Here is a 23,580-nt window from a genome sequence, read left to right on the forward strand (position 1 = left end):
CGATGTCGTATGTGATCACGGCCCCGGAGACGTTGACGGCGGCCGCCGGCGATTTGCAGGGAATCGGTTCGGCGATCGCCGCCGCCGACGGGGCGGCGGCCACCCCGACGACCATGGTGTTCCCCCCGGCCGCGGACGCGGTGTCCCTGCGCACCGCGGCTCTGTTCGCCACGTACGGCCAGCGCTACCAGGAGCTAGCGACGCGCGCGGAAGCCTTCCATCAGCGGCTCGTGCAGACACTGCTCGGCAGCAGCGATTCGTATGCCCAGGCCGAAGCCTCCAACGCGGCCGCCACGCAACTGACGCCGGCGCTGCCCTCGCAACAGACGGTGAGTGGAGGCTTGAGCTTGGCCAGCCAAGCGCCAAGCACCCCGACGACGACGTCGTCGACCAACGTGGCGTTGATCATGGGCGGTACCGGGAACCCGCAACCCACCCCCTCCTACGTGACTTCGGTCTACAACACCTACATCGCGCCGCATTACCCCGGCTATACGCCGGAGGGCCTGACCACGCCGGAGGACTTCTGGCCCGTCACCGGCCTCACGAGCGAAACGTTCGGCCAGTCGGTCCGACAGGGCGTGACGATACTGAACAATGCGATCCTGACCGAAACCGGCGCAGGCAATCATGTTGTGGTCCTGGGTTATTCGCAAAGCGCCACCATCGCCACCCTGGAAATGCGCTATCTGGACGCCCTGCCCGCAGCCATCCGGCCGAGTTCGGACCTGCTGTCGTTCGTGTTGCTCTCCGACCCGAACGTTCCGGGCACCGGTATCCTGACGCACTTCATCCCCGGCTTCGGGGCGTTTCACGTGGTGACCCCGGTGGACACGCTCTACCAGACCGCCATCTACACGCTGCAATACGACCCCGTCGCCTACTTCCCGCGGTCGATCTTCAACATTGCGGCCGACCTCAACGCCCTGTTGGGCTTCCCCTACCTGCACGGGACCTACCCGACTCTGAGCGCGGCGCAGGTCGCCACGGCCATCCAGACGCACATCGGGATGACCACCTACTACCTGATTCCCACACAAAACCTGCCCCTCCTGGACCCGCTGCGCCTGATCCCCGTCTTCGGCAACCCGCTGGCCGACCTGCTCCAGCCCTTCCTGCGGCCGTTCGTCGACTTCGGTTACGCCACCGGCCTTCCCGGACCGTTCCAGACCCTCTCGGTCACCGTTGCCGGTGGCCTGAGCCCGGTTGGCGCGCAGGCGATTCCGGAATCACTGTCCGCAGGGTTGAGCCTGCCACCGGAGTCGCTGGCCGCGGGGTTGAGCCTGCCGCCCGACCTCCATGTCGCGATCGACGGGTTCTAGCGGTCAGCGGATGGATTGCAGCGGGCCCGGGACCCGGCCGCCGGCCAGCGCGGCCGCGTCGTTGAGCAGTTCAACGAGCTGCATCGGGTACACCGTCTCGCCGGCCGCCGCCAGCCGGAGGATGTCCGCGGCATCGCACCAGCGGTGACCGTGGATATAGCTGTGTTCCAAATTCGTTCGGCCCGCATCGGAGGGCTCGAACCGGCGGGTGCGGTAGACGAAATAGAACTCTTCACTGTCGATCAGGGAGCCGTTGAACTCGAACACCTCGTCGCGCCGCCAGACGGGGCCGACCATCTCGCCGGGTGCGACCCGCAGCCCGGTCTCTTCGGCCAGTTCCCGGGCGGCGGCCTCGGCCAACCGCTCCCCCTTGTGCACCTCGCCGCCGACGGTGATCCACCATTTCGGCGCTTCGTTCTTGAGTGGGTCGCGGCCGATCGCCGGATCCGATCCGCGCAGCAGCAGCACCGCGCCCGTCTCGTCGAGCAGGACGACGCGCGCCGACGTGCGGTGGTTGAGCACCCCGTGGTCGCCGTGGGCCAACGCGTGCGGCCGCTCGACGATTTCGAAATAGCTGGGTAGCGCGGCGGTCCCGCCGAGGCGAAGGGTTCGGACCAGGAACCGCTCGCGCAGTGCAAGGGTGTCGCGGACCGCGTCGTTGTGGAAGCGGCGGGCCAGCAGCACCCGGGCCTCGCCCACGGCCAGCTCGGCGATCAGCCCGGCCGGCAGCGATGCCGGGTCGACGATCGCGAGCGCGGCCGACAGCTGGTTCTCGCAAGCCTCGCGGTCCTGCCGCGGCGCGGCCTCGGCGGCGTCGGCCAGCGCGGCCAGCCGCCTGCCCTCGGAGGCGCCGCCGTACGCGTCGATGGCGACCGCCCGGGCGACCACCGCGCGCCGCGCCAACGCTCCGTCGAGCGCCTGCCACGACAGGTCGTAGCGGACGTGCAGCCGGTCCAGCCGGTTCGCCGTCTGATAGGCCCAGGCGCCCAAGATGGCCAGCAGCCCGACCAGCACCGCGATGGCGACCATCCACGTCATCAGCCGGCCACCTCGACCTTGGCGCCGGACGCGGCGACCGTCTCGTAGACCCGCATGATCTGGCTGGCCACCACCGACCAGTCGTAGCGCTGGACGGCCGCCGCACCGGCGGCCACAAAGCGTTCGCGCAGCACATCGTTTTCTAGCACCGAAACCAGGGCGTCCGCGAGCGCAGCGCCGTCACCGACGGGCACCAGGCACCCCACCTCGCCGTCGAGCAGCACCCGCCGAAAGGCGTCCAGGTCGCTGGCCACCACCGCGGTGCCGGCGGCCATGGCCTCGACCAGAACGATGCCGAAGCTCTCGCCGCCGACGTGCGGAGCGCAGTACACGTCGGCGCTGCGCATCGCCGACGCCTTCCCGGCATCGTCGACCTGACCCAAGAAGCGCATGTGCTTCACCAGTTCGCCTGCCTGGCCACGCAATTCGTCCTCATCGCCGCGACCGACGATGAGCAGTTGCACGTCCGGAAACCGCTGAACCACCCTGGGCAGCGCATCGAGCAGGACCGACATCCCCTTGCGCGGCTCGTCGTAGCGGCCCAAGAACAGCACCGTCTTGCCGGGCCGCGGGTAGCCGTCCAGCGGCGGCGCGGAGGCGAACGAGTCGACGTCCACCCCGTTGGGGATCTCGACCGCGTCGGTGCCCAGGGCCTCCATCTGCCAGCGGCGGGCCAGATCGGAGACCGCGATCCGCCCGACGATCTTTTCGTGCATCGGCCGCAGGATGCCCTGGAAGACGGTCAGCGTCAGCGACTTGGTGGTCGAGGTGTGAAACGTCGCGACGATGGGCCCCTCGGCGATGTTGAGGGCCAGCATCGACAGGCTGGGCGCGTTGGGCTCGTGCAGGTGCAGGACATCGAAATCACCCAGCATGAGCCACCTCTTCACCTTGCGGTGCGTCGCCGGGCCGAACCGCAGCCGGGCCACCGAGCCGTTGTACGGAATCGGAACGGCCTTGCCGGCCGAGACGACGTAGTCGGGTAAGACCGCTTGCGGCGACGCCGGCGCCAGCACGCTCACCTCGTGCCCGCGGCGGCGCATCACCTCGGCCAGCTGCAGGACGTGCGACTGCACCCCGCCCGGTACGTCGAACGAGTAGGGGCACACCATCCCGATTCGCATCAGGTCTCCCGGAGGCGCGCCCGTTTAGCGTCGGACAGGTCGGCCAGCCACTGGGGTTGCAGCATGTGCCAATCCTCGGGGTACGCGGCGATGTTCTTGGCGAACTGGTCCGCCAAGGCCTGGGTGATCGCGCCGACGTCGCCGCTGCTGCAATCCAGCGGCGGCTGCATCCACACCCTCGAGCGGTCGTCCTCGAACCAGCAGTGCGACGGCAGCAGCGCCGCCCCGGTCTCGATCGCGAGCTTCGCCGGGCCCGCCGGCATCCGGGTGGGTTCGCCGAAGAAGTCGACCTGAACCCCGGTGCGGGTGAGGTCTCGCTCGGCCATCAGGCACACCACCCGGTTGGCCCGCAGCCGCTCGCACAACACCTCGAAGGGGGGCCGTTCGCCCCCGGATAGCGGCAGCACCTCGAAGCCGAGGCGTTCGCGGAAGGCAATGAAACGCCGGTACAGCGACTCGGGTTTGAGCCGCTCGGCAACCGTGGTGAAAGTGCCGTGTGTCTGCGCGAGCCACACCCCGGCCATGTCCCAATTGCCACTGTGCGGCAACGCACATATCGCGCCGCGGCCCGTGGCCAGCGCCGCCGCCAGATTGTCTTGCCCGTCGACCGAATCGTGGAGCTGGCTCGCCAGCTTGCGGTGGTCCATCGTCGGCAGCCGGAACGCCTCCCGCCAGTAGCGGGCGTAGGAGGCCAGCGAGGCCCGCATCAGCTCGTCGGGCACCTCGGCGGGCGGCACGCCGATGACACGGGCCAGGTTCTTGCGCAACTGCTCGGGGCCGCCGCCGCGGGCGGCGTAGCGCGCTCCCGTGTCAAACGCGGTGCGCGCCGCGAATTCCGGCATCGCCCGCACAGCCATCCAGCCGGCCGCGTATGTCCAGTCGGTCGCGGTGCGAGTCACCAGGCCGCCGATCATGGCTGACCCGTTCTCGGCATGCGCTCCGTCGCGCCGGGCGAGGTCCACACCGTGCGCATCCGCTGCAGGCAGGTGACCACGCTGGCCGCCGCCAGCAGCCACATCGCCACCGGCAGCGCCGGCGGCCAGGCCACAAACGGGAAGTCCGACACCCCGGCGCCGACCAGCACGATGATCAAGCGTTCCGGGCGTTCGATGAGGCCGCCGTCGCCGCGCAGCCCGCTGGCCTCGGCCCGCGCCTTGATGTAGGAGATCACCTGCGACGTGACGAGGCAGATCAACGTCGCCACCGCCAGCAGCTTGTCGTGCAGCCCGAAGGCCGCCCACCACAGCAGCCCGCAGAACACCGCCCCGTCGCTGACCCGGTCGCACGTGGCGTCCAGCACGGCGCCGAACCGGGTGCCGCCCCCGCGCTCGCGGGCCATGGCGCCGTCGAGCATGTCGAACAGCACGAAGAACCAGACGACCAGCGTGCCGATGAACAACTTGCCCATCGGGAACAGCGTCAGCGCCCCGGCCACCGCCACGATGGTGCCCAGAACGGTGACCGCGTCCGGTGTCAGCCCGATCCGCAGGCACGCCCGGGCGGTCGGTGTGGTGAGCCGCGCGAACGCCGCTCGCGTCAGGAACGGCACCTTACTCATGACTGGTTAGCCCACTCCGTGGCCAGCAACCGGCGGGTTTCGCGCAGCAACTGCGGGATCACCTTGGACCCGCCGATGATGGTGATGAAGTTGGCGTCGCCGCCCCAGCGCGGCACGACGTGCACGTGCAGGTGTTCAGCCAGCGACCCGCCCGCCGAGGTGCCCAGATTGAGGCCGACGTTGAAGCCGTGCGGCCGCGACACGTTCTTGATGACGCGAATAGCCTTCTGTATGAAGGCCATCAGCTCCGCGCTCTCCTCGACGGTGAGGTCCTCCAGCTCGGACACCCGCCGATACGGCACCACCATCAGGTGCCCCGGGTTGTAGGGGTAGAGGTTGAGGACGGCGTAGACCAGTTCGCCGCGGGCGACCACCAGGCCTTCCTCGTCGGACAGTTGCGGGATGTCGGTGAACGGTTGCTCGGTCTTGCCGTTATCGCGCTTCATCGGCGCTTCGGCGAGATACGTCATCCGGTAGGGCGTCCACAACCGTTGCAGGTGGTCGCTCTGGCCGACACCGGTGTCCAGGATGGTGTCGTCGACGCGGTCGTCGGGATCACTCACCGCCGGTTACCTTCACGAGTTCGGCTGTAGGGACGGCGTTTTCGCGATCCGCGATCCAAGCCACGATGGCGTCGACGGCGCTGTCGCGGGGCACGCCGTTGATCTGGGTGCGGTCGCCGAAGCGGAAACTCACCGCCTCCGCCTGGACGTCGCGGTCACCGGCCAGCAGCATGAACGGCACCTTCTGGCCGGTGTGGTGGACGATCTTCTTGGCCATCCTATCGTCGCTGCCGTCCACCTCGACCCGCACTCCGTGCGATTTCAGCTGCGCGGCAACGCTGTTCAGGTAGGGCAGGTGTTCGTCGGCGACCGGGATGCCGACCACCTGCACGGGCGCCAGCCACGCCGGGAAGGCCCCCGCGTAGTGCTCGGTGAGGATGCCGAAGAACCGCTCGATCGACCCGAACAGCGCGCGATGGATCATCACGGGCCGCTGCCGAGTTCCGTCCGGGGCGGTGTACTCCAGCTCGAAGCGTTCCGGGAAGTTGAAGTCCACCTGGATGGTCGACATCTGCCAACTACGGCCCAGCGCATCGCGGGCCTGCACGGAAATCTTCGGGCCGTAGAACGCGGCGCCGCCGGGGTCGGGAACCAGTTCCAGGCCCGACTCGGCCGCCACCTCGGCAAGCGAGTTGGTGGCCTGCTCCCACATCTCGTCGGTGCCGACGAACTTCTCCGGGTCCTTGGTGGAGAGCTCCAGATAGAAGTCCTCCAGGCCGTAGTCGCCCAGCAGTTCGAGCACGAACCGCAGCAGCGACGCCAATTCGCCGTGCAGCTGCTCGCGGGTGCAGAAGATGTGCGAATCGTCCATCGTGAACCCGCGCGCCCGGGTGAGCCCGTGCACCACACCGGACTTCTCGTAACGGTAGACGGTCCCGAACTCGAAGAGCCGCAACGGAAGTTCGCGATAGGAACGCCCTCGCGACCGGAAGATCAGCGTGTGCATCGGGCAGTTCATCGGCTTGAGGTAGTAGTCCTGCCCCGGCTTGCGCACGGTGCCGTCCTCGCCCAGTTCGGCGTCCAGGTGCATCGGCGGGAACATCCCGTCGGCGTACCAGTCCAGGTGGCCCGAGGTGTGGAAGAGCTGCGCCTTGGTGATGTGCGGGGTGTTGACGAATTCGTAGCCGGCCTCGATGTGCTTGCGCCGCGAATACTCCTCGAGCTCCCTGCGCACCACGCCGCCCTTGGGGTGGAAAACGGCCAGCCCGGAACCGATCTCGTCGGGGAAGCTGAACAGGTCCAGCTCGGTGCCCAGCTTGCGGTGGTCGCGGCGCTGCGCTTCCGCGAGCAGCTCGAGGTGGCGGTCCAGCGCCTCCTGCGACTCCCACGCCGTGCCGTAGATGCGTTGCAGGCTGGCGTTCTTCTGGTCGCCCCGCCAGTAGGCGGCGGAGCTTCGGGTCAGCTTGAACGCCGGGATGTGCTTGGTGGTCGGGATGTGCGGTCCGCGGCACAGGTCGCCCCAAACCCGTTCGCGGCTGCGGGGATTGAGGTTGTCGTAGGCGGTGAGCTCGTCGCCGCCCACCTCCATGATGTCTGGGTCACCGGACTTGTCGTCGACGAGTTCGAGCTTGTAGGGCTCGTTCGCCAACTCCGCGCGCGCCTGGTCCGTGGACTCGTAGACCCGGCGCTCGAACAGCTGTCCGTCTTTGACGATCTGGCGCATCCGCTTCTCCAGCGCCGCCAGATCCTCGGGGGTGAACGGCTCCGCCACGTCGAAGTCGTAGTAGAAGCCATCGGTGATGGGCGGCCCGATCCCCAACTTGGCGTGGGGGAACATTCCCTGGACGGCCTGGGCCAACACGTGCGCGGCCGAATGCCGGATGACGCTGCGGCCCTCGTCGGTGTTGGCGGCGACGGGGACGACCTCGACGTCGGCGTCGGGCACCCAGCTCAGGTCGCGCAGCTTGCCGTCGGCGTCGCGCACCACCACGATCGCGTCCGGCGCCCCCCGGCCCGGCAGCCCAGCCTCGCGGACCGCGGCGGCCGCCGTAGTGCCGGCGGGAACCCGGATGGGGGCCTGCGGCGATCGCAAGCCCGGCTCGGCCGGGCGCTGCGGGTCGCCGCCATCGGCCTGCGGCGATCGCAAGCCCGGCTCGGCCGGGCGCTGCGGGTCGCCGCCATCGGCCTGCGGGGTGGGCTGTGCGGCGGCACTCATCGGGTCAATTCTCCAGGCTTGGGCATGTCGGAACGATCGCGACCATGCTATCCGTGTGGCCGACCGCGGCCCCACACCGCCGGGCCGCCACTGATTGACCCCTCGATCGAAGTGCGCCTACCGTGCCAGCGTGGTTACCACCATCGAACGGTTGGCCGGGTGGGCCGCTGACCTTCGTCTCGACGATGTCCCCGACGCGGTGGTCGACCTGTGCCGTACCCAACGCCGATCCGTGTTCGCGGCCACGGCCGCATCGGCCGGCGACGTCGCGTCACGGCGCGTGCTCGCCGGCGTCGAAAGCTGGGCCGGCGACGGGCCTGCGGTGGTGCCGGGATTGCACCGTTCCGTCGCCGTCGACGACGCCCTCTACGCCGCGGCCGCGTTGTCGATCGCGCTCGACTTCGACGACTACATGTGCTTCGCGCACGCCGGCCACTCCGCCGTCTGGGTACCGGTACTCCTGGCCGCCGAGACCGGCGCCTCGGCGGCCGAGCAACTCACCGCCCAGGTGGCGGCCAACGAGCTCGAGGCCCGCTTGGGGGGCGCCTGCCTGCTCGGGCCGCTCAATGGCCAGCTGTGGTCGTTCGTGCATGCCGCCGGAGCCGCCGTCAGCGCTGGGCTGCTGCTCGGACTCGATGCGGGACGGTTGGCCCATGCCCTGGCCCTTGCCCTCTACCAGGCTCCGCGCCCCACCGTGCCGGGCTTCATGGCTCCCGATTCGAAGCTGCTGACGGCCGCGGAACCGACTGTGGCCGGCGTCCGGGCCGCCCGACTCGCCGGCAGCGGCGTCACCGGTCCGCTGGACGCCCTCGACCACCCGCAGGGCTTCTTCGATGCGTTCTCCTACGCGCCGCTGCCCGCACTTCTGGGTGGTCTCGGCTCCGGTTGGGCGACACGGACTCTGAGCGTCAAGCGGTATCCGGGCTGCGCTTATGTCGACACGGCCGTCGACGCGCTGCACAAACTCGGGCCGCCACCAGCCGCCGAAGTCGCGTCGGTGGTCGTCGATGCGGGCGTGCTGACCTGCGGGATGGATGCCATGTCGCACGGGTACGCGGCCGGCCGCGTGCCCACACCGGTGACCATCAACTTCTCGATCCCGTGGACCGTGGCCGCCGCGCTTGTTGCCGGGCGGCTCACACCGGACGAAGTCAACGAGGAATGGCTGGCCGGCCACCACCGCGAGCTCGCCGAGGTCGCCGCCCGGGTGTCGTTGCGGCACGACTGGTCGCTCACCCTGCGAACGGCCGGAGCGATGGCACCGCTTCTTCCGGTTCGCGCCATGACGGCCGGCACGCCGACGCGCCGGCTGCTCGGCGCCGTCCGGCGAACTCGCCGGGAACACAAGGGCGTTCGCTTCGCCCTCGGCGACAGCATCGCTCTACTCCGCGCCCTGCGGGACGGCGGACTCGGCGCGGCCGGGCGAGCGGCGACGGGACAGTTGTGGGCGCCGGCAGCACTCGACGCATTCACGATGACTTTCCCGGCCCGGGTGCGGGTCAGGCTGCGCGGCGGCCGGGAGTTGGCGGCCGAATGCGATGTTCCCCACGGCGGAGCCGGCAACGTGAAGACCAGTCCCGACGCGGTCAGCCGTGAAAAGCTTTTGGGCAGTGGACCTGCGGTGTGGGGCCAAAAGCGGTCCGACGACATCTTCGCGGGGATCGACGCCGACACCGACGACCTGTGGCGCCTGCTCGCTCGTCAGGGCTGACCGGGCTTGAGCCGGACGAACAGGGCGTCGGCTTCGGTCAGCAGCGTGTCGCCGTCGGTCAACCGGCCGGACACGAAGATCTTGCGACCGTCGACCCGGTCGACGCCGGCGTCGAAGTGCAATTCCTTCTCGATCGGCACGATGTGGCGGTAGTCGATCTTGAGGTAGGCGGTGCGCTGGTAGGGACCCCCGGTCAGCACCGAGGACGTCAACCCGAGCACGCTGTCGAACAACATTCCCAGGCATCCGCCGTGCACGGCGCCGTTGCGGCCGAGATGGAACCGGGCGAACCGGGCGGAGCCCTGGATGCGGCCGTCGTCGGTCTTGCGGGCCTTCATGGGCACGCTCAGGATGTTGCCGCGCATCGGCAAGTCCATCCGGCGCCCCGACGGAGAGTTCCATTCGTCGGCGTCGAACGGGCTCAGCAGCGCCGACACCTTGTCCAGCAGGTCGGCGGCCTCGGTGATCACCGCGTCGGGGGCGTCCACGGCGCGGGCGTGGTCCTGCAGGGTGCGCACGGCGTCGATGAACCTGCCGTAGTCGGGGCCGCCCTTGGTCGTCGGCTCCGGCGGATTGAACCCACCGCCGGGATGCCCGGCCTGTCCGCTGGTCACCCGGACACCGTATCCGGGCCACGAGACTGCAACTACGGACGGGCCGACCCGCGAAACGCGTCGTGGAATACAGTTTCGCGGGCCAAACTGAGAGTCAGACCGTCTGTTGAGCCCCGGCCGCCGAGAGGGTGTCGAACTCCTCGTCGGACAGCGTGATCTCGGCGGCGGCGACGTTCTCCTCCAAATGCGCCACCTTCGACGTGCCCGGAATGGGCAGCATCACCGGCGACCGCTTCAGCAGCCAGGCCAGCGCGAGTTGCGACGGGCTCGCGTGGTGCTCGGCGGCGATGCGCTGCAGCGGGCCGTCGGCGGCTGCCAGCGGCCCGGCCGCCAGCGGGAACCACGGGATGAACCCGATGCCCTGCTCGGTCGCGGCGTCCAGCAGCGGTTCGGCGCCCCGGGCGGACAGGTTGTACATGTTCTGCACCGAGACGATCTCGGTGATCTTCTGGGCCTCCGCCAGTTGGTCGACGTTGACCTCCGACAGGCCGATGTGGCGGATCTTGCCTTCGTTCTTCAGCGTCAGCAGCTCGCCCACCTGGTCGGCCAGCGGGAAGTCGCGGTCGATGCGGTGCAGCTGGAACAGGTCGATGGTGTCGACGCCGAGGCGGCGCAGGCTCATCTCGCATTCCTGGCGCAGATAGCTCGGGTTGCCCAGCGGGATCCAGACGTCCGGTCCGGTGCGCAGCAGGCCCGCCTTGGTCGCGATGACCAGCCCGTCGTACGGGTGCAGCGCCTCGCGAATGATCTCCTCGGCGATGTAGGGACCGTAGGAGTCGGCGGTGTCGATGAAGTTCACGCCGAGTTCGACGGCGCGCCGCAACACCCTGACGGCCTCGTCGCGGTCAGCCGGCGGCCCCCAGACGCCCTTCCCGGTCAGGCGCATGGCGCCGAAGCCGAGCCGGTTGACGGTCAGGTCGCCGCCGAGGGTGATCGTTCCGGACGCTTCTGCAACGGTTTTCGAGTTCTGTGCGGTCACTTTTACGACCGTACGCCGGAAATGTCGGCGCGCATCCCGGCGTGGCAAGCTGGGCGGGTGGACTTAGCAGCGCTCGAGGGGCTCCCGCTGACCTACACCGAGGTGGGCGCGACGGCCTCCGGCACGCTGCCCGCGGGTTACGGCCACCTGCACACCGAGACCCAGATCGGCACGGGCCGGCAGCGCTTCGAGCAAGCCGCCCACGCCGTCATGCGCTGGGGCATGCAGCACGGGGCTGGCCTGCGGGTGAAGGCCAGCTCCGAGGTCGCCGAGCTCGACACGGTGGTGGTGGTGCGCATGGGTTTCCTGCCCGCGCCGTGCCGGGTCGTCTATGTCGTCGACGAACCCGACATCCGCGGATTCGCCTACGGCACCCTGCCCGGACACCCGGAATCCGGCGAGGAACGCTTCGTGGTCCGGCATGACCCCGTCACCTCCACGGTGTTCGCGGAGGTGACGGCGTTCTCGCGGCCGGCCACCTGGTGGAGCAAGGCGGCGAGGCCGGTCGTGTCGGTGGCCCAGCGCGTCATCGCCAAGCGCTATCTGCGCGGCGTCTGAGCCGATCACCGGCGTGGCCGACGCCCTGGCGCCGCACGAGCCCGACGCCCGGCTATGCCCCGGGCAGGACCGCTGTTGCGTCGTGCTGACCCCGGGCGACGGGTAGCCCGCCGTTACTTACCCCAGCCGGACAGCAAACGCTCTGCGCCCGAACACATTTCGTCGATCACCTCGGCGACCGGTGCGTCGTCGCGGATCATCCCGACGCCCTGACCGGCGTCCACCGGGGCGACCCGGCGGTCGTCGGCCGCGATGGACGCCGCGAGTTGGTCGCAGGCCTGCGGGTCGAGCGCGTCCTCCTTGCCGGTCCAGCGCTCGACGAAGTCGTTGGTCAACACCCGGGACGGGAATCGCGCGGGCCACGGCCGGGCCTGGGCGACGTCGAAGGCCCGGGTGACCGCGGTGTCGGTGGCCCGGGCCGCGATCAGTGCGCGGCGGCTGCCGTCGCCGGAGAGCGCCTCGGGACAGGCGGCCAGGCGGGTGCCCACCCACGCGCCGCTCGCCCCGGCGGCCAGCACGGCGGCCAGGCTGCGCGCCGACGCGACCCCGCCGCCGGCGAGCACCGGCACCGAGACGGCATCCAGCACGCTGTCGAGCAACGGCAGGGTCGCGAGCTTCGTCTCCCCGTGCCCGCCGCCCTCCGAACCCCGGGCCACCAGAATGTCGACGCCGGCATCGGCCGCTTCCCGCGCCCCGAGGCCGTCGTACACCTGGGTGGCGGTCGGGATCCCGGCGTCGTGGGCTTTGGCGACCCATGACCAGTCGGTGCCGAAACTGACCGACAGCAGCGCCGGCCGTGCGGCCAGGGCGTCGTCCAGCAGACCCGCCTCGGTGCGCATCACCCAATCGACCAGGCCGATGCCGAACCTGCCCCGCACGTGCTCCAGCTGGGTCCGGAGCAGTTCCCTCGTCGCGACGCTGCCCATGCCGACCATGCCCAGACCGCCCGCGGCCGTGACCGCCGCGGCCAGCCGGCCACCGGCGACCCCGCCCATCGGCGCGTTGACGATCGGTACCCGCAGCCCGAAGTCCCGTGACCAGGGCGTGGAAAGCATCGGCTAGTGAGCCGAGGGGATGGTCTTGAGGACGGTCAGCATGACCACCGAATCCTCGACCGCCTGCAGGGCGTGCCGTTCCCGCGGGATCGCGACATAGTCGCCGGCCTTGCCGTCCCACGCGTCGGCGCCGGTGGTCAGGCGGACGTGACCCTGCAGCACCTGCAGCGTCGACTCACCCGGGTTGTCGTGCTCGGAAAGTTCGTGGCCGCCAAGCAAAGCCAGCACCGTCTGCCGGAGCTCGTGGGTGTGGCCACCGTGGATGGTGTGGGCAGCCCGCCCGCTGTGCGATTCCTTGGCCTCGGCCAGCTTTTCGGATGCGAGGCCGGTCAACGAGATCGATTCCATAGCTGAGTCCTTTGCGGTTGAGCGGAGGCGATCAGGCCGTCAGTAGCAGTATCCCCGCCACGACGAGCGCGCCAACCTTGACCACCTCCAAGGCCACATACACGTAGTGGGCTCGGGAACGCGGCCCCTCCGACCCGGCGAGCACACTGTCGGATCGCCGCGTCAATCGCGGGCGCACCGCGATCAACTGCAGGGCCAGCGCGCCGACGGCGACGAAGATCGCCGCGGCGGTGCCCGCCCGCGTCGGGCCGGCGACCACGATCGCCAGGACGACAAGGGCGAAGCAGACCTCGACGGTGTTGAGAGCGCGAAACACCAGGCGCCCGATGCCGAGCCCGATCTGCAAGGTCACGTTGGGCGCGCGGAACTTCAGCGGTGCTTCCAGGAAGGAAATGGCCAGCACCATGCCGAGCCACACGAAGGTGACGGCGACGGCGATCGCCGGGCCGGTGCTCATGTGGCCGCGTTCTGCAACGCCAGGTGCGCCACACACAGATCCGGTTCGACGAACGCGTCGAGCCGCTCGACTGACACCGGCGCCCCCCAGGCCTCCATGGCGCCCTGCATGAGGCCCAGGTGCACGGGACAGACGACGGTGGTCCGGTTTTCGGCCAACTCCAGGAACGGGCAGTGCCGCAGGCCGACCTGTTGGTCCCCGTCGGCCGCCCGGCGCTCGGGCGCGAAGCCGAGCTCGTCGAGCATGTTGACCAAATGGTCGATGGCGTCGTCGGCGCTGGCGGGCCGCGTGGGCACCGCTTCCAGGCTGGATTCCAGTTTGTGCCCCCAGGCCCGGCCCGCGGCCTGGGCCTTGGCGCCGGCATCACGTTCTCCGGCGAACGCCGTGGCCAGGATCTCGGCGAGCAGGCGGTAGTGCCGCGTGCCGCCGCGGTCCATCTGCCGGACGGCGCGGAACATCAGCGGAGGGCGGCCCGGCCCCTTGCGGCCCGGTTCGACATGCTCCACTTGCCCGTCGCCGACCAGGCTGTCGAGGTGAAAGCGAACGGTGTTCGGGTGCACGCCCAGCATTTCGGCGATCGCGGCGATGCTCATGGGGTCGGGTGATCTGCGCAAGACCCGCAGCACCTCGCGGCGCCGGCTGGCGGATTCCCCGATCGACGGGGGCGGCAACTTCACGGGACCCTCACGCTCCTTCCGCTTGGTCGGCCCTCGGCTGAGCGGCCACCAAAGGCGTGTCTACACCGAGCGGCCCCAGCTTGGCCGCCCCACCTGGAGATCCCAAGGGGGCGTCGCGGCCCGGCAGCGTCTCGGCGAAGAACGCCTCATTGTCGGCCAGGTACGGTCTGAGCTCCTCGGGCAGGTCGTCTTCGTAGTAGATGGCGTCGACCGGGCACACCGGTTCGCACGCGCCGCAGTCCACGCATTCGTCGGGATGGATGTAGAGCGCCCGTCCACCCTCGTAGATGCAGTCGACGGGGCACTCCTCCACACAGGCACGGTCCATCACGTCGATGCACGGCTTTCCGATCACGTACGTCATGCGGCTGAGTTTACACAATGACTCTTGTAAAAACGAGGGCCTAGGGAGAACATCCGCCGGCATAGCGGTCGACGGCCTAAACGCTTTGGGCCGACGCCGGTTTCGCGTCTTCGGGATGGGCGAGCCGGTATACCTCGATCAGCCGCGCCACATCGGTGGGGGTGACGATGCCGACCACCTGGTCGCCCTCGAACACCAGGGCGCGGCTGCGCGGACCGGCGGGCGCCATGCGCTCCAGCAGGGCGGTCAGCGGCTCCTGGGGAGCACCGGAGGGCACCTCGTGCAGCGGTTGCGCGACGTCGCCGACGGTGGTGGTGGTGCGCCGCCCGGGCGCGACGTCCCGCAACTGCCGCAGCGTGATCAGCCCCGAGACCGCGCCACTCCGGTCGACGACCGGGTACGCCGAGTGGCGGTCGCCGAGCACGTAACGCTGGACGAAGTCGTCGACGGTGATCCACCCGGGAGCGGTATGCGGCCGGTCCGTCATGGCGTCGGCGACGCGCACCCCCGAAAACATCTGCTGGGTCGATATCCGCATCTCCTCTTCGCGACTGGCCGCGAAGATGAACCAACCGATGAAGGCCAACCAGACGCCGCCGACGAGGCCGCCCAACAGGAATTCCGCCAAGCCCAACCCGATCAGGATGAACGCGACCACCCGGCCGGCGTGCGCGGCCCCGATGCTGGCGCGCACGCTGTCGCCGTGGCGGCGCCACAGGAAGGCGCGCAGCACCCGGCCACCGTCCAAGGGCGCGCCCGGAAGCAGGTTGAACAGGCCCAGCAGCAGGTTGATGCCGGCCAGCCAGGAGGCGACGCCGACCACGATGGGGGCGGCGCCGGCCATCGGCAGCACCACAACGAGGCCGCCGAAGAGGGCCGCCAGCGCAAGGCTGGTGGCCGGGCCGGCAATCGCGATCCGCAACGCCGCCCGGGGTGTCTTCGCCTCGCCGCCCAGGGTCGTCACACCGCCGAACAGCCAGAGCGTCACGCTCCCCACGGCCACCCCGGCGCGGCGGGCGACCACGGCGTGCGCCAGTTCGTGCGCCACCAGCGAGGCCAGCAACACCAGCGCGCCACACGCCCCGGCCGCCCAGTAGGCGACCGGCGAATACCCCTTGACGCTGCCGGGAAGGGTGCTTGCCAGGCTCCAGGTGAACAACCACAGAATGACCAGCACGCTCCAGTGGACATTCACCGGAAAGCCGGCGATCCGCCCCAGCGGGATCGCATCGCGCACCTCAAACCTCCAAAGTCGTTGCGGCCGGGCGATTCGACCGCCGTCTCCTCTCCGAAAGTAGGGCGGCGCCGGGGTCGTCACTAGGGCCGTTGGACCTCGCTGGCGCCGCCGATCGGCCTACTTTGGACACGGTCAAAACTCGCACCGCCGTCCCAGGCAACCGCCGCTGAACGTGGCGTCGGCGGCGAGCAGCGCCTGGTCGGAACCGACGTAACTGAGCACCTGTCCTTCCCGGGTGCCGTAGCGGTAGACGGTGATGCCTTTCACTTTGGCCTTCCACGCGGCCAGGTAGATCGCGCGGATGTCCTCGACCGTCGACTCCGCCGGCAGATTGACGGTCTTGGAGACCGCGGCGTCGACGTGCCGCTGCACGGCGGCCTGCATCCGCAGGTGCCATTCCGGGGCGATTTCCGCCGCAGTGGGGAACGCCGCGCGCACCTCGGGGGGCACGTGCGGGTCTCCGCGCACGCCGCCGCACCGGGCGATCTCGGCGATGAGGTCGGGATGGTAGAAGCCTCGGTCGCGGGCGAGGCGGTCGAAGCACGGGTTCACTTCGAGCAGCCGTCGCCCGATGACGGCACGCACGTAGGCGATCGCGAACATCGGCTCGATCCCCGCGCTCGTGCCGGCGATCAGGGAAATCGTGCCGGTCGGTGCGATCGAGGTGAGCTGGGCGTTGCGCCGTGGCGCCGACCCCGCAAACCGGCTGTCGCCGAAGGCCGGAAACGGTCCGCGTTCCTCGGCCAGTCGCTCCGAGGCGGCGTGCGCAACCCGGCCGATGGTGCGGGCGATCCGCCCGGCCAGTCGAACGCCCCGTTCGCTGTCGTACGGAATCCCCAGGCCGGCCAGCATCTCGGCCAGGCCCATCACGCCCAGCCCGACCTTGCGTGTGGCCGTGGTGGCCGCCTCGATCTCGGGGAACGGGAAGCGGCTGACGTCGATGACGTCGTCCAGGAAGCGCACGGCGAGTTCGGCCACCGCCGCGAGGCGGTCCCAGTCGACGCCACCGCCGGTGACCATCCGGGCCAGGTTGATGGACCCCAAGTTGCACGATTCGTAGGGCAACAGCGGGACTTCGCCGCACGGGTTGGTCGCCTCGATCCGGCCCAGCGCCGGCGTGGGATTGGCGCGGTTGATCGTGTCGAGGAACACCAGCCCCGGATCCCCACACCGGTGCGCCGCCTCGCAGATCGCGGTGAACAGGTCGGCAGCGGAGACGGTCGCGACCGTCGCGCCGGTCCTCGGGTTGACCAGGCGGTGGCTGCGGCCTGCCCCGACGGCGCGCAAGAACTCGTCCGTCACCCCGACCGAGAGGTTGAACTGGTTGAGCTCGCTCGGCGAGCCGGATTTGGCGGTGACGAAGTCGTAGATGTCGGGGTGCGACACGTCCAGCACGGCCATGGACGCGCCGCGCCGGCGACCGCCCATCGAGATGACCGCGGCGGCGTAGTCGAAAAGCCGCAGAAACGACAGCGGCCCGCTGGCCGTGCCCCCGGTGCGGGCCACCAGGTCACCGGCGGGCCGCAGGTGGCTGAACGCGTAGCCGGTCCCTCCCCCGGCCTGGTGGATGTCCGCGCCTTGGGCGAGCGCGGAGAAGATCGAGTGCAGCGAATCCTGCACCGGGAGAACGAAACAGCCGGAGAGCATGCCCAGCTCGGTACCGGCGTTCATGAGCGTCGGCGAGTTGGGCAGGAACTCGAGGCCGCGTAGCATCGCCGAAAATCGTTGGGACCACATGGCCGAGGACCCGCGACGGTACCGCTCCTCGGCTGCCGCGACATGGTTCGCGACGCGGTCCATCATTTCGCCGGTCGACTCCACGGGCCTGCCACGGTCGTCTCGCCGCAGATAGCGTTCGCCCAGCACCGTCACGGCCGCCACACTCAATTTCAGTTCATCGCGCACGCCTACCAGCTCTTTGGTCGCGCGCAGCTCGGCATGCTGCTGGCGGTAGACGACGTAGGCGCGGGCCACGTCGTCCAAGGCGGCCGCCCCCAGCTGCGCCTCGACCAGATCCTGGATGTCCTCGACCGTGGGAATACCGCTGCGGGACCGACCCACCAGGGCGTCGGCTACCGACCTGGCGAGCGCACCGGCCAGGTCGGGGTCGCGATGCCCGGCCTCGCGCGCTGCCCGGGCGATCGCCGTTTCGATGCGGCCCAGGTCGAACGGCACCAGGCGCCCGTCCCGGCGCCGGACGCTCGACGGCCACCGTGCGGACCGCGCTGTCCCGACCATCACCCGAGTATCCCCGTCGCGCCAAAAGTCGTCGCCCGAAACGGGATAAGGACTTCCGTCCCTACCCTGGCGCCGGCTCGCGTGGTCGGATCGAAGGTGTCCGTTTCAGGCAAGTGACAACACAAGTGACAACATCTGTAGGAGAAGACAATGACCACCAGCCTGCCCGCGGCCCAAAAACCGCACCCGCTGTTCCCCGAGTTCTTTTCGGCGTTCCCGTCCTTTGCCGGACTCCGTTCGATGTTCGACACCCGGCTCATGCGGTTGGAAGACGAAATGGTCGACGGCCGCTACGAGGTGCGCGCCGAGATCCCCGGCATCGACCCGGCCAAGGACATCGATATCACCGTCCGCGACGGTCAGCTCACCATCAAGGCCGAGCGCAGCGAGAAGAAGGAATTCGACGGCCGATCGGAATTCTCCTACGGCTCGTTCGTCCGCACCGTGTCGCTGCCGTCCAACGCCAACGAGGACGACATCAAGGCCACCTACGACAAGGGCATTTTGACTGTTTCCGTGCCGGTTTCGCAGCCCGCACCCGAGGAGAAGCACGTCAAAGTCGCCGCCAAATAGCCGGCTGAAGTGCGGGCCCGGGCAGCGTCGCCCGGGCCCGACCTGCTGGTTGCGCGGGCGGATTCCGGTGATGACTTTGGGCCCTATCCGCAATCTTCGCGTGACGCAATAATGGCGACGTCTGACGTAATTTTGCTGGTGCGATTTGCGGCCGAACAAAGGAGCATCACGGCTATGGGCAATAGCCCGACGATGTTGTTGACCGACTCTGACGTGGACGCCCTGGCTTCGGAATTCCTGCAGTCGCGGTATCTCGGCCCGATTTATGCCGACTGGTCCCCCGATCGACGCCTGGACACGTTCCTGCGGCGCCGTGGCCTGTCTCGCGTTGCCGACGACGGCGACCTGGCCAACAGCGTCCTGGAACGAATCATGGTCCACGTGGGCCGTACCTCGCGGTTGGCGCGAGGCTGATCGTTTCCCGCGGGTCGCGCCACGCGAGGCCCTGCCGGGCTCAGTGGCGTTGTTCCGAAGGCAGGTAACGTTTCTCGACGGCGTCCACCAGTTGCTGGCGGATGCGTTCCAGATCGGCGGCGCGACGGGCTTCCAGGTCGTCCTCCCAGGCCGCCACCCGCGTCGCGAGCTCCTTGTCGGCGATGGTGCCTTCCAGCCAGTGGGAGAAGTCGCCCCGTTCGAGATGGTATTCGAGCGCTTGCTGGTCGAGATGCCGCAACGCGACCGTGAAGTCATGCATCGTCGCGGCCGGGGCGATGGGCAGGCCGTCAGGGTTGTGGAAGTAGAACCGCCGCTCCGGCGGAAGGTGGATGTCGGCGTATTTGTGCCGGTGCCGGACGTGCCTGGTGTGGCGTTCCCCGATGGTGAACTCGCGGGGTGGCCCCGAGCCGAATCGGATGGTGGCGCGGCGCCGGGAGGCGAGGTCCGTGGCCGCGTCGGACCTGGTGAGCTCCAGCACGACGTCGCTGCTGTCGGCCTCGTGGGCGGGCAACGATGCCGGGACGAACGAGCACAGGACGTAGCCGCCGCGGCGTGCCCAATGAGCTTCCTCCCCCATGCCGAGGAGGTGGGCCTCGTCGTACACCACCCAATGCGGGTAGCCGTACCGTTCGCGGTGCGCCTCGGCGGTCGATCGGAGCCGATGCACGTAGTCGGTCTTGCCCGGCTCGGCGAGTCCCGACAGATCGACCACCATGCCGGAGTTGGGACGCAACGCGTTGACCAGCTCGGCGGGTTCCGGGAGGTGGTGGCCGCCGTCGACGACCTGCACGTGGCCGAGCTGCTGCAGCTGCAGGTGATCACCCTCGGGGTCGATGACCAGAACGCAGTAGCCGGCCGAGACCCATCGCTCCGCCATCAGGCCGACGAGATAGCTCTTGCCCGACGCGGCCGGGCCGGTGACCAGGATCCGCGCCTGGCTCCCCGGCAACCTGGTGGGGGTCCCGTCCTCGAACGTTCCGATCTCGAGCCAGTGGCGCGACGGGCAGAATCGTTCCGCCCCAGAAAGATACGGGCTGTTCAGCAGTCCGGCGACACCGCCTCCATCCGGCTCGTCCAGGACCACGTCGGCGAATCGCCGCAGCGACGAGACGGCGTTGGCCACCGCCGCACCGACCTCGGCTACCGCCAGTAACGACAGATCGTTCTCCGCGTCGCCCACGGCCACGGTGTTGTGGGGCGACAGGTTCATCGCCTCCAGGAGCGCGGTCAAGCCGGTGCCCTTGGTGATGCCCGCCGGCAGCACCATCAGGGCGGCCCGGTTACGGACCAGCTGGTAGTCCATTCCCAGCTCACCGATCACCTCGGCGACGTCCGCGACGTGCTCACCGTCGACGGCCACCAGCACCTCGCCCCGCCGGAACGGGATCCCCCGATCGTTGAGCGCTTCATCGAGCTCCGGACCCACCGCCGGCGTGAGCGACCGGGCCTCCCCGTCGAACCACACCACGGCACCGTTCTCCAGCACCAACGCATCGACGTGGCCGGCCAACTGAGGGAACTCGGCGTGCAATTCGGCCCCGATGCGGCCCGTGACCACCACGATCGTCAGGCCGCCGCCGCGTGCCCGGTCGATCGCCCGCAGGACCTCTGGATCCAGTTTGCCGCCCGACGTGAGGGTGCCGTCGAGGTCGACCGCGACCACCTTGAAAAACGCCAAAGCCTCGCCCACCTGTATTCGCCGAACGCAATCCGAATGCTGGCGCCGGGAGATCCGATCTCCCGATGCCCGTGCTCAACGTATGGCCGGCCGCCCGTGGCCTTCTAGGGCCGTTCGTCCCGTTCCGCTTTGACGAGTGGCCCGGACGCGTCACGGCGCCGAGCCGTCAGGCGGCGCCCAGCGCATCCTCCAACTCAGCCAGCGACTGCTCGGTCAGGGGTATCAGCGTCTCGATGTCGGGCACCACGTCGCGGCCCGCGGCGTAGCCGAATCCGACCCGGTCGGCGTAGGAGCACGTCGTGATGTTGAGCCCATGGCCGTCGTAGACCGTCGAAACCGGATACATTTCCTCGATACGCGCGCCGTTCCAATACATTTCGGCAGCCGGGCCGCGAACGTGCGAAATCGGCAGGTTGTATCCGGTGCGGATCTTCGGCGTGAACGGCAGCAGCGGGCCGATCGCCGTCGTCGCGATGCTTCCGGCGTTCGTCAGCAGTGACGCCGCCGCTCCCCGTTTAGCCACCCAGTGCTTTCCCTCCGACATCGATCGGTGAATGGCATCGAGCCGGGCCAGTGGGTCATCCAGATCGGTGGCCAGCGGGCACATCCAGAGCCCGAACCTGTTGCCATGTCGATCGTCTGGCGATTCGCCCTCACGGTCGCGCACCGTGATGGGGCAGGCGGCCACCAGTGACCGCTTGGGCAGCTCCCCGATATCCAGCAACCAGCGGCGCACCACCCCGGCGGCCATCGCGGTGAGGACGTCGTTGACGGTCACGCCGGCCGCCTGCCGCACGGCGTTGATGCGATCGTTTGCCCAGCTGCCCGCGGCCACCGCGCGCTCGGGGCCCAGGCGGGCGTTGAACCGGGTGTAGGGCGCCCCGAGGGGCAGCGCGGTGGTGTGCCCGACCAGGGCGTCCAGCACGGTGGCGATCTCGCCGGTGGCCACCCGCCCGACCAGCCCCGCCCCCGACACGGCGGCGCCGGTGAGCGACCGTAGCGGCGACAACAACCGGGAGATCAGCCCGCCCGACTCCGGCGACGACCCCGCGGGCTCGCCACAGGAGTCGGCATAAAACGGTGCCATCGAGCGCCGGTCCGGGTCGTCGCTGAGCGCATCGGTGATCATCCGGAATCCGGCCACACCGTCGACGACGGTGTGGTGCACCTTGATGTAGAAGGCGAACCGGCCCCCGTCGAGGCCGTCGATCAGATACGACATCCACATCGGCCGTGACCGATCGAGGCCCAGTGCGTCCAGCTCGCCGATCAGCCGCCACAAACCGTCCCCGGAGACGGTGCGACGCTGGCAATGTCGGCTGATATCAACGAGATCCATGTGCCGCCAGACCCACATGCCACCGGTGTCCACACCGCGGTGCGGATACTTGCGCAACCGGGGATCGATCGAGCCGTTCCCGGCCAGCGTCATCCGATGCAACTCGTCGACGTAGTCGGGCCCGGCGTCGCCGGGCGGCGACAGGATCAGCACGGCACCGACGTGCATCGGGTTGGACACCCACTCCGCGGTCATCATCGCCGCGTCGAGCGGATCCAGCGGGTTCATCGTCGAACCTCCGCGGCTAGGCGGGGCGGTCGTGCTCGTCTACGGTACCGGTCAGCAGGCCCGACTGCTGCAACGCCGCCTCGACGAACCGCTGCACCGGTCGCGCGCGGAAGAATCCGGTGTGCCCGCCGCGGTACCAGACGATTTCGGGTTTGCCCCAGTGCTCCCAGAGGCGGACGACCTGCTCGCGTGGGTGCACCACCTGATCGGCGACGCCCGCGTAGATGAACCGGCCCGGCATCGGCACGAGCGGGGCCAGTGACAGGGGTGACGTCATCCGTCCGATGGGCTCGGCGAGTTCGATCGTCTGGCGGCGGGGATCGCCGGCGGCAAGCCCGGAGTGCCGACTGAGCAGGCCGACCAGGTCCGCGACCGGGACACCGAGGATCGCGCACGTCAGCCCGGTTTCGAGGCTGGCGACCAACGCGGTGATGTAGCCGCCCAGCGACAAGCCGTTCAACCCGATCTGCGATTCGGGCTCTTGGCGGCGTATCCAGGACAGCAACCGCCGGATGTCCCACACCGCCTGCCCCGTCGCATGTACGTCGTCGAGGACGTCCTCTCCGGGGAAGACCGCGCCCTTCGGGAGGCCCCTGGCGCGGGGCCCGTGCATCGGGAGGACCGGCATGACGACGTTCAAACCGAGATCTTCGTGCAACCGCCAGGCCCGGAACAGGGCGAGATCCAAAGCGGCTCGGCCCATTTCGGTTCCGTGGATGCACACCAGCCATGGCCGCGGTTGCGGATGGCGAAGCAGCAGGGCGTATTCGCGGTTGTTCGCGGTGTAGCCCATCCACCGGTCCGCGCCCGGCTCGCCGGGCCGGGGCAGATACCCGCTGTCGAAGGACATGCGATAGAAGGTGCGCTTGCCCTTCTTGACCTTTCGCACGTCGACGTCCGAAAGCGGCGGCGGGGCACCGAAAAACCTCTTGGGGTTGTCGAGCCATCCGCGGTCGCCGTAGAACTTCAGCCCGGCGACCACCTCGCTCGTGATCCGCTCGAATTCTTCGGGGCGGCTGACCGGGCGTCGCGCCTTCAGGCCCAGCAGGACGACCTCGTCGCGAAACGCCTGCGCCGCCAGGGCGAGGGTGGGTCGCGCGATGGGAAGCTCGTCGGGCGCCTGGCTCAGGTAGTCGCGCCACGACTCGGCGACGTACCGACCGGTGCTGGTGAACGGTTTGACGGCGCTGCCCAGGCCGACGCCCCCGGGCGGGGTCAGAGGCAAAGGGCCCGGGCGCCGGGGAGCACCGTTGTTGGTCGATACCGCCATGGTGGCAAGTTAGCAGGCGCGCAAATCGGCGTGTTAGGGACTTACGGCCCGGTCACGGC

23 protein-coding genes and 1 pseudogene are annotated in these 23,580 nt (G+C 69.3%); 6 read left to right on the top strand and 18 right to left on the bottom strand.

Going from position 1 to position 23,580, the window contains the following annotated elements; all coding sequences use genetic code 11:
• Positions 1-2 precede the first annotated feature (2 nt).
• Positions 3-1,322, top strand: a complete 1,320-nt coding sequence (locus tag A5713_RS16375) for a PE-PPE domain-containing protein (protein ID WP_067918599.1) — start codon at positions 3-5, stop codon at positions 1,320-1,322.
• Positions 1,323-1,325: 3 nt separating this feature from the next.
• Here A5713_RS16375 and A5713_RS16380 read toward each other — a convergent pair whose 3' ends face one another.
• From A5713_RS16380 to thrS, 6 genes are read right to left on the bottom strand one after another with little or no spacing between them, the layout of a single operon-like run.
• On the bottom strand, positions 1,326-2,360 hold the full coding sequence (locus tag A5713_RS16380; RefSeq protein WP_068097130.1) for an NUDIX hydrolase: 1,035 nt from the start codon (positions 2,358-2,360) through the stop codon (positions 1,326-1,328).
• Positions 2,360-3,484 carry a glycosyltransferase family 4 protein gene (locus tag A5713_RS16385; protein WP_068097132.1) on the bottom strand — a complete coding sequence of 375 codons (1,125 nt, stop codon included), beginning with the start codon at positions 3,482-3,484 and terminating at the stop codon, positions 2,360-2,362. Before A5713_RS16385 ends, A5713_RS16380 begins: the two co-directional genes overlap by 1 nt.
• Positions 3,484-4,398, bottom strand: coding sequence for a phosphatidylinositol mannoside acyltransferase (locus tag A5713_RS16390; protein ID WP_067918668.1), 915 nt, complete (start codon positions 4,396-4,398; stop codon positions 3,484-3,486). The genes A5713_RS16385 and A5713_RS16390 overlap by 1 nt, the downstream gene beginning before the upstream one ends.
• Positions 4,395-5,042 (bottom strand): phosphatidylinositol phosphate synthase, encoded by a 648-nt coding sequence (gene pgsA, locus A5713_RS16395; protein WP_068097136.1) that lies wholly within the window; start codon positions 5,040-5,042, stop codon positions 4,395-4,397. The genes A5713_RS16390 and pgsA overlap by 4 nt, the downstream gene beginning before the upstream one ends.
• On the bottom strand, positions 5,039-5,605 hold the full coding sequence (locus A5713_RS16400) for an HIT domain-containing protein (RefSeq protein WP_067918606.1): 567 nt from the start codon (positions 5,603-5,605) through the stop codon (positions 5,039-5,041). Before A5713_RS16400 ends, pgsA begins: the two co-directional genes overlap by 4 nt.
• A complete protein-coding gene (thrS, locus tag A5713_RS16405; RefSeq protein ID WP_082972997.1) occupies positions 5,598-7,760 on the bottom strand; it encodes a threonine--tRNA ligase in 2,163 nt (720 codons plus the stop codon). Before thrS ends, A5713_RS16400 begins: the two co-directional genes overlap by 8 nt.
• Positions 7,761-7,890: 130 nt before the next feature.
• Between thrS and A5713_RS16410 the strand changes: the two genes are divergently transcribed.
• Positions 7,891-9,471, top strand: a complete 1,581-nt coding sequence (locus A5713_RS16410) for an MmgE/PrpD family protein (protein WP_068097139.1) — start codon at positions 7,891-7,893, stop codon at positions 9,469-9,471.
• On the opposite strand, the gene A5713_RS16415 is transcribed toward A5713_RS16410, so the two are convergent.
• A complete protein-coding gene (locus A5713_RS16415; protein ID WP_068097142.1) occupies positions 9,462-10,085 on the bottom strand; it encodes a PaaI family thioesterase in 624 nt (207 codons plus the stop codon). The two genes, A5713_RS16410 and A5713_RS16415, sit on opposite strands and share 10 nt — an antisense overlap.
• Positions 10,086-10,179: 94 nt before the next feature.
• Complete coding sequence (locus tag A5713_RS16420) at positions 10,180-11,064, bottom strand: aldo/keto reductase (protein WP_068097145.1); 885 nt, start codon at positions 11,062-11,064, stop codon at positions 10,180-10,182.
• 57 nt (positions 11,065-11,121) lie between these two features.
• Between A5713_RS16420 and A5713_RS16425 the strand changes: the two genes are divergently transcribed.
• Positions 11,122-11,622, top strand: a complete 501-nt coding sequence (locus A5713_RS16425) for a DUF1990 family protein (protein WP_068097148.1) — start codon at positions 11,122-11,124, stop codon at positions 11,620-11,622.
• 4 nt (positions 11,623-11,626) lie between these two features.
• Positions 11,627-11,728: pseudogene (locus A5713_RS28350) on the top strand (transcriptional regulator); the annotation flags it as partial.
• Positions 11,729-11,735: 7 nt separating this feature from the next.
• Here A5713_RS28350 and A5713_RS16430 read toward each other — a convergent pair.
• The 7 genes from A5713_RS16430 to A5713_RS16460 form a co-directional block, all read right to left on the bottom strand.
• Positions 11,736-12,677, bottom strand: coding sequence for a nitronate monooxygenase family protein (locus A5713_RS16430; RefSeq protein WP_068097151.1), 942 nt, complete (start codon positions 12,675-12,677; stop codon positions 11,736-11,738).
• 3 nt (positions 12,678-12,680) lie between these two features.
• A complete protein-coding gene (locus tag A5713_RS16435; protein WP_067918620.1) occupies positions 12,681-13,025 on the bottom strand; it encodes a cupin domain-containing protein in 345 nt (114 codons plus the stop codon).
• A gap of 31 nt (positions 13,026-13,056) precedes the next feature.
• Positions 13,057-13,482, bottom strand: coding sequence for a hypothetical protein (locus A5713_RS16440; protein ID WP_067918621.1), 426 nt, complete (start codon positions 13,480-13,482; stop codon positions 13,057-13,059).
• Entirely contained in the window at positions 13,479-14,159 is a 681-nt protein-coding gene (locus tag A5713_RS16445) for a metalloregulator ArsR/SmtB family transcription factor (protein WP_067918623.1), read from the bottom strand. Before A5713_RS16445 ends, A5713_RS16440 begins: the two co-directional genes overlap by 4 nt.
• Before the next feature lie 7 nt (positions 14,160-14,166).
• Positions 14,167-14,523, bottom strand: coding sequence for a ferredoxin (gene fdxA / locus A5713_RS16450; protein ID WP_067918625.1), 357 nt, complete (start codon positions 14,521-14,523; stop codon positions 14,167-14,169).
• Positions 14,524-14,599: 76 nt separating this feature from the next.
• Positions 14,600-15,760: a site-2 protease family protein gene (locus A5713_RS16455; RefSeq protein ID WP_068097155.1), complete on the bottom strand. Its 1,161-nt coding sequence runs from the start codon at positions 15,758-15,760 to the stop codon at positions 14,600-14,602.
• A gap of 132 nt (positions 15,761-15,892) precedes the next feature.
• Entirely contained in the window at positions 15,893-17,998 is a 2,106-nt protein-coding gene (locus A5713_RS16460) for an adenosylcobalamin-dependent ribonucleoside-diphosphate reductase (RefSeq protein ID WP_068097158.1), read from the bottom strand.
• Positions 17,999-18,148: 150 nt separating this feature from the next.
• On the opposite strand from A5713_RS16460, the gene A5713_RS16465 reads away from it, so the two are divergent.
• Both A5713_RS16465 and A5713_RS16470 read left to right on the top strand, forming a co-directional pair.
• Entirely contained in the window at positions 18,149-18,571 is a 423-nt protein-coding gene (locus tag A5713_RS16465; protein WP_067918629.1) for an Hsp20/alpha crystallin family protein, read from the top strand.
• A 198-nt stretch (positions 18,572-18,769) separates the two neighbouring features.
• Positions 18,770-18,985 carry a hypothetical protein gene (locus tag A5713_RS16470; protein ID WP_197509063.1) on the top strand — a complete coding sequence of 72 codons (216 nt, stop codon included), beginning with the start codon at positions 18,770-18,772 and terminating at the stop codon, positions 18,983-18,985.
• Positions 18,986-19,025: 40 nt separating this feature from the next.
• Here A5713_RS16470 and A5713_RS16475 read toward each other — a convergent pair whose 3' ends face one another.
• The 3 genes from A5713_RS16475 to A5713_RS16485 form a co-directional block, all read right to left on the bottom strand.
• Entirely contained in the window at positions 19,026-20,696 is a 1,671-nt protein-coding gene (locus A5713_RS16475; protein WP_231980456.1) for an HAD-IIB family hydrolase, read from the bottom strand.
• A 154-nt stretch (positions 20,697-20,850) separates the two neighbouring features.
• Positions 20,851-22,251 carry a wax ester/triacylglycerol synthase family O-acyltransferase gene (locus A5713_RS16480; RefSeq protein WP_068097161.1) on the bottom strand — a complete coding sequence of 467 codons (1,401 nt, stop codon included), beginning with the start codon at positions 22,249-22,251 and terminating at the stop codon, positions 20,851-20,853.
• Positions 22,252-22,267: 16 nt separating this feature from the next.
• Positions 22,268-23,521: a S9 family peptidase gene (locus tag A5713_RS16485; RefSeq protein ID WP_067918636.1), complete on the bottom strand. Its 1,254-nt coding sequence runs from the start codon at positions 23,519-23,521 to the stop codon at positions 22,268-22,270.
• Positions 23,522-23,580 lie beyond the last annotated feature (59 nt).

Source organism: Mycobacterium sp. E2497, from assembly GCF_001668695.1.
Classification (GTDB): domain Bacteria; phylum Actinomycetota; class Actinomycetes; order Mycobacteriales; family Mycobacteriaceae; genus Mycobacterium.

What these genes read in the sequence shown, in the direction of transcription:
- A5713_RS16375 (WP_067918599.1), top strand. Translation starts at nt 3, where the DNA reads ATGTCGTATGTGATCACGGCCCCGGAGACGTTGACGGCGGCCGCCGGC.
- A5713_RS16380 (WP_068097130.1), bottom strand. Translation starts at nt 2,360, where the DNA reads ATGACGTGGATGGTCGCCATCGCGGTGCTGGTCGGGCTGCTGGCCATC.
- A5713_RS16385 (WP_068097132.1), bottom strand. Translation starts at nt 3,484, where the DNA reads ATGCGAATCGGGATGGTGTGCCCCTACTCGTTCGACGTACCGGGCGGG.
- A5713_RS16390 (WP_067918668.1), bottom strand. Translation starts at nt 4,398, where the DNA reads ATGATCGGCGGCCTGGTGACTCGCACCGCGACCGACTGGACATACGCG.
- pgsA (WP_068097136.1), bottom strand. Translation starts at nt 5,042, where the DNA reads ATGAGTAAGGTGCCGTTCCTGACGCGAGCGGCGTTCGCGCGGCTCACC.
- thrS (WP_082972997.1), bottom strand. Translation starts at nt 7,760, where the DNA reads ATGAGTGCCGCCGCACAGCCCACCCCGCAGGCCGATGGCGGCGACCCG.
- A5713_RS16430 (WP_068097151.1), bottom strand. Translation starts at nt 12,677, where the DNA reads ATGCTTTCCACGCCCTGGTCACGGGACTTCGGGCTGCGGGTACCGATC.
- A5713_RS16435 (WP_067918620.1), bottom strand. Translation starts at nt 13,025, where the DNA reads ATGGAATCGATCTCGTTGACCGGCCTCGCATCCGAAAAGCTGGCCGAG.
- A5713_RS16440 (WP_067918621.1), bottom strand. Translation starts at nt 13,482, where the DNA reads ATGAGCACCGGCCCGGCGATCGCCGTCGCCGTCACCTTCGTGTGGCTC.
- fdxA (WP_067918625.1), bottom strand. Translation starts at nt 14,523, where the DNA reads ATGACGTACGTGATCGGAAAGCCGTGCATCGACGTGATGGACCGTGCC.
- A5713_RS16460 (WP_068097158.1), bottom strand. Translation starts at nt 17,998, where the DNA reads ATGGTCGGGACAGCGCGGTCCGCACGGTGGCCGTCGAGCGTCCGGCGC.
- A5713_RS16465 (WP_067918629.1), top strand. Translation starts at nt 18,149, where the DNA reads ATGACCACCAGCCTGCCCGCGGCCCAAAAACCGCACCCGCTGTTCCCC.
- A5713_RS16480 (WP_068097161.1), bottom strand. Translation starts at nt 22,251, where the DNA reads ATGAACCCGCTGGATCCGCTCGACGCGGCGATGATGACCGCGGAGTGG.
- A5713_RS16485 (WP_067918636.1), bottom strand. Translation starts at nt 23,521, where the DNA reads ATGGCGGTATCGACCAACAACGGTGCTCCCCGGCGCCCGGGCCCTTTG.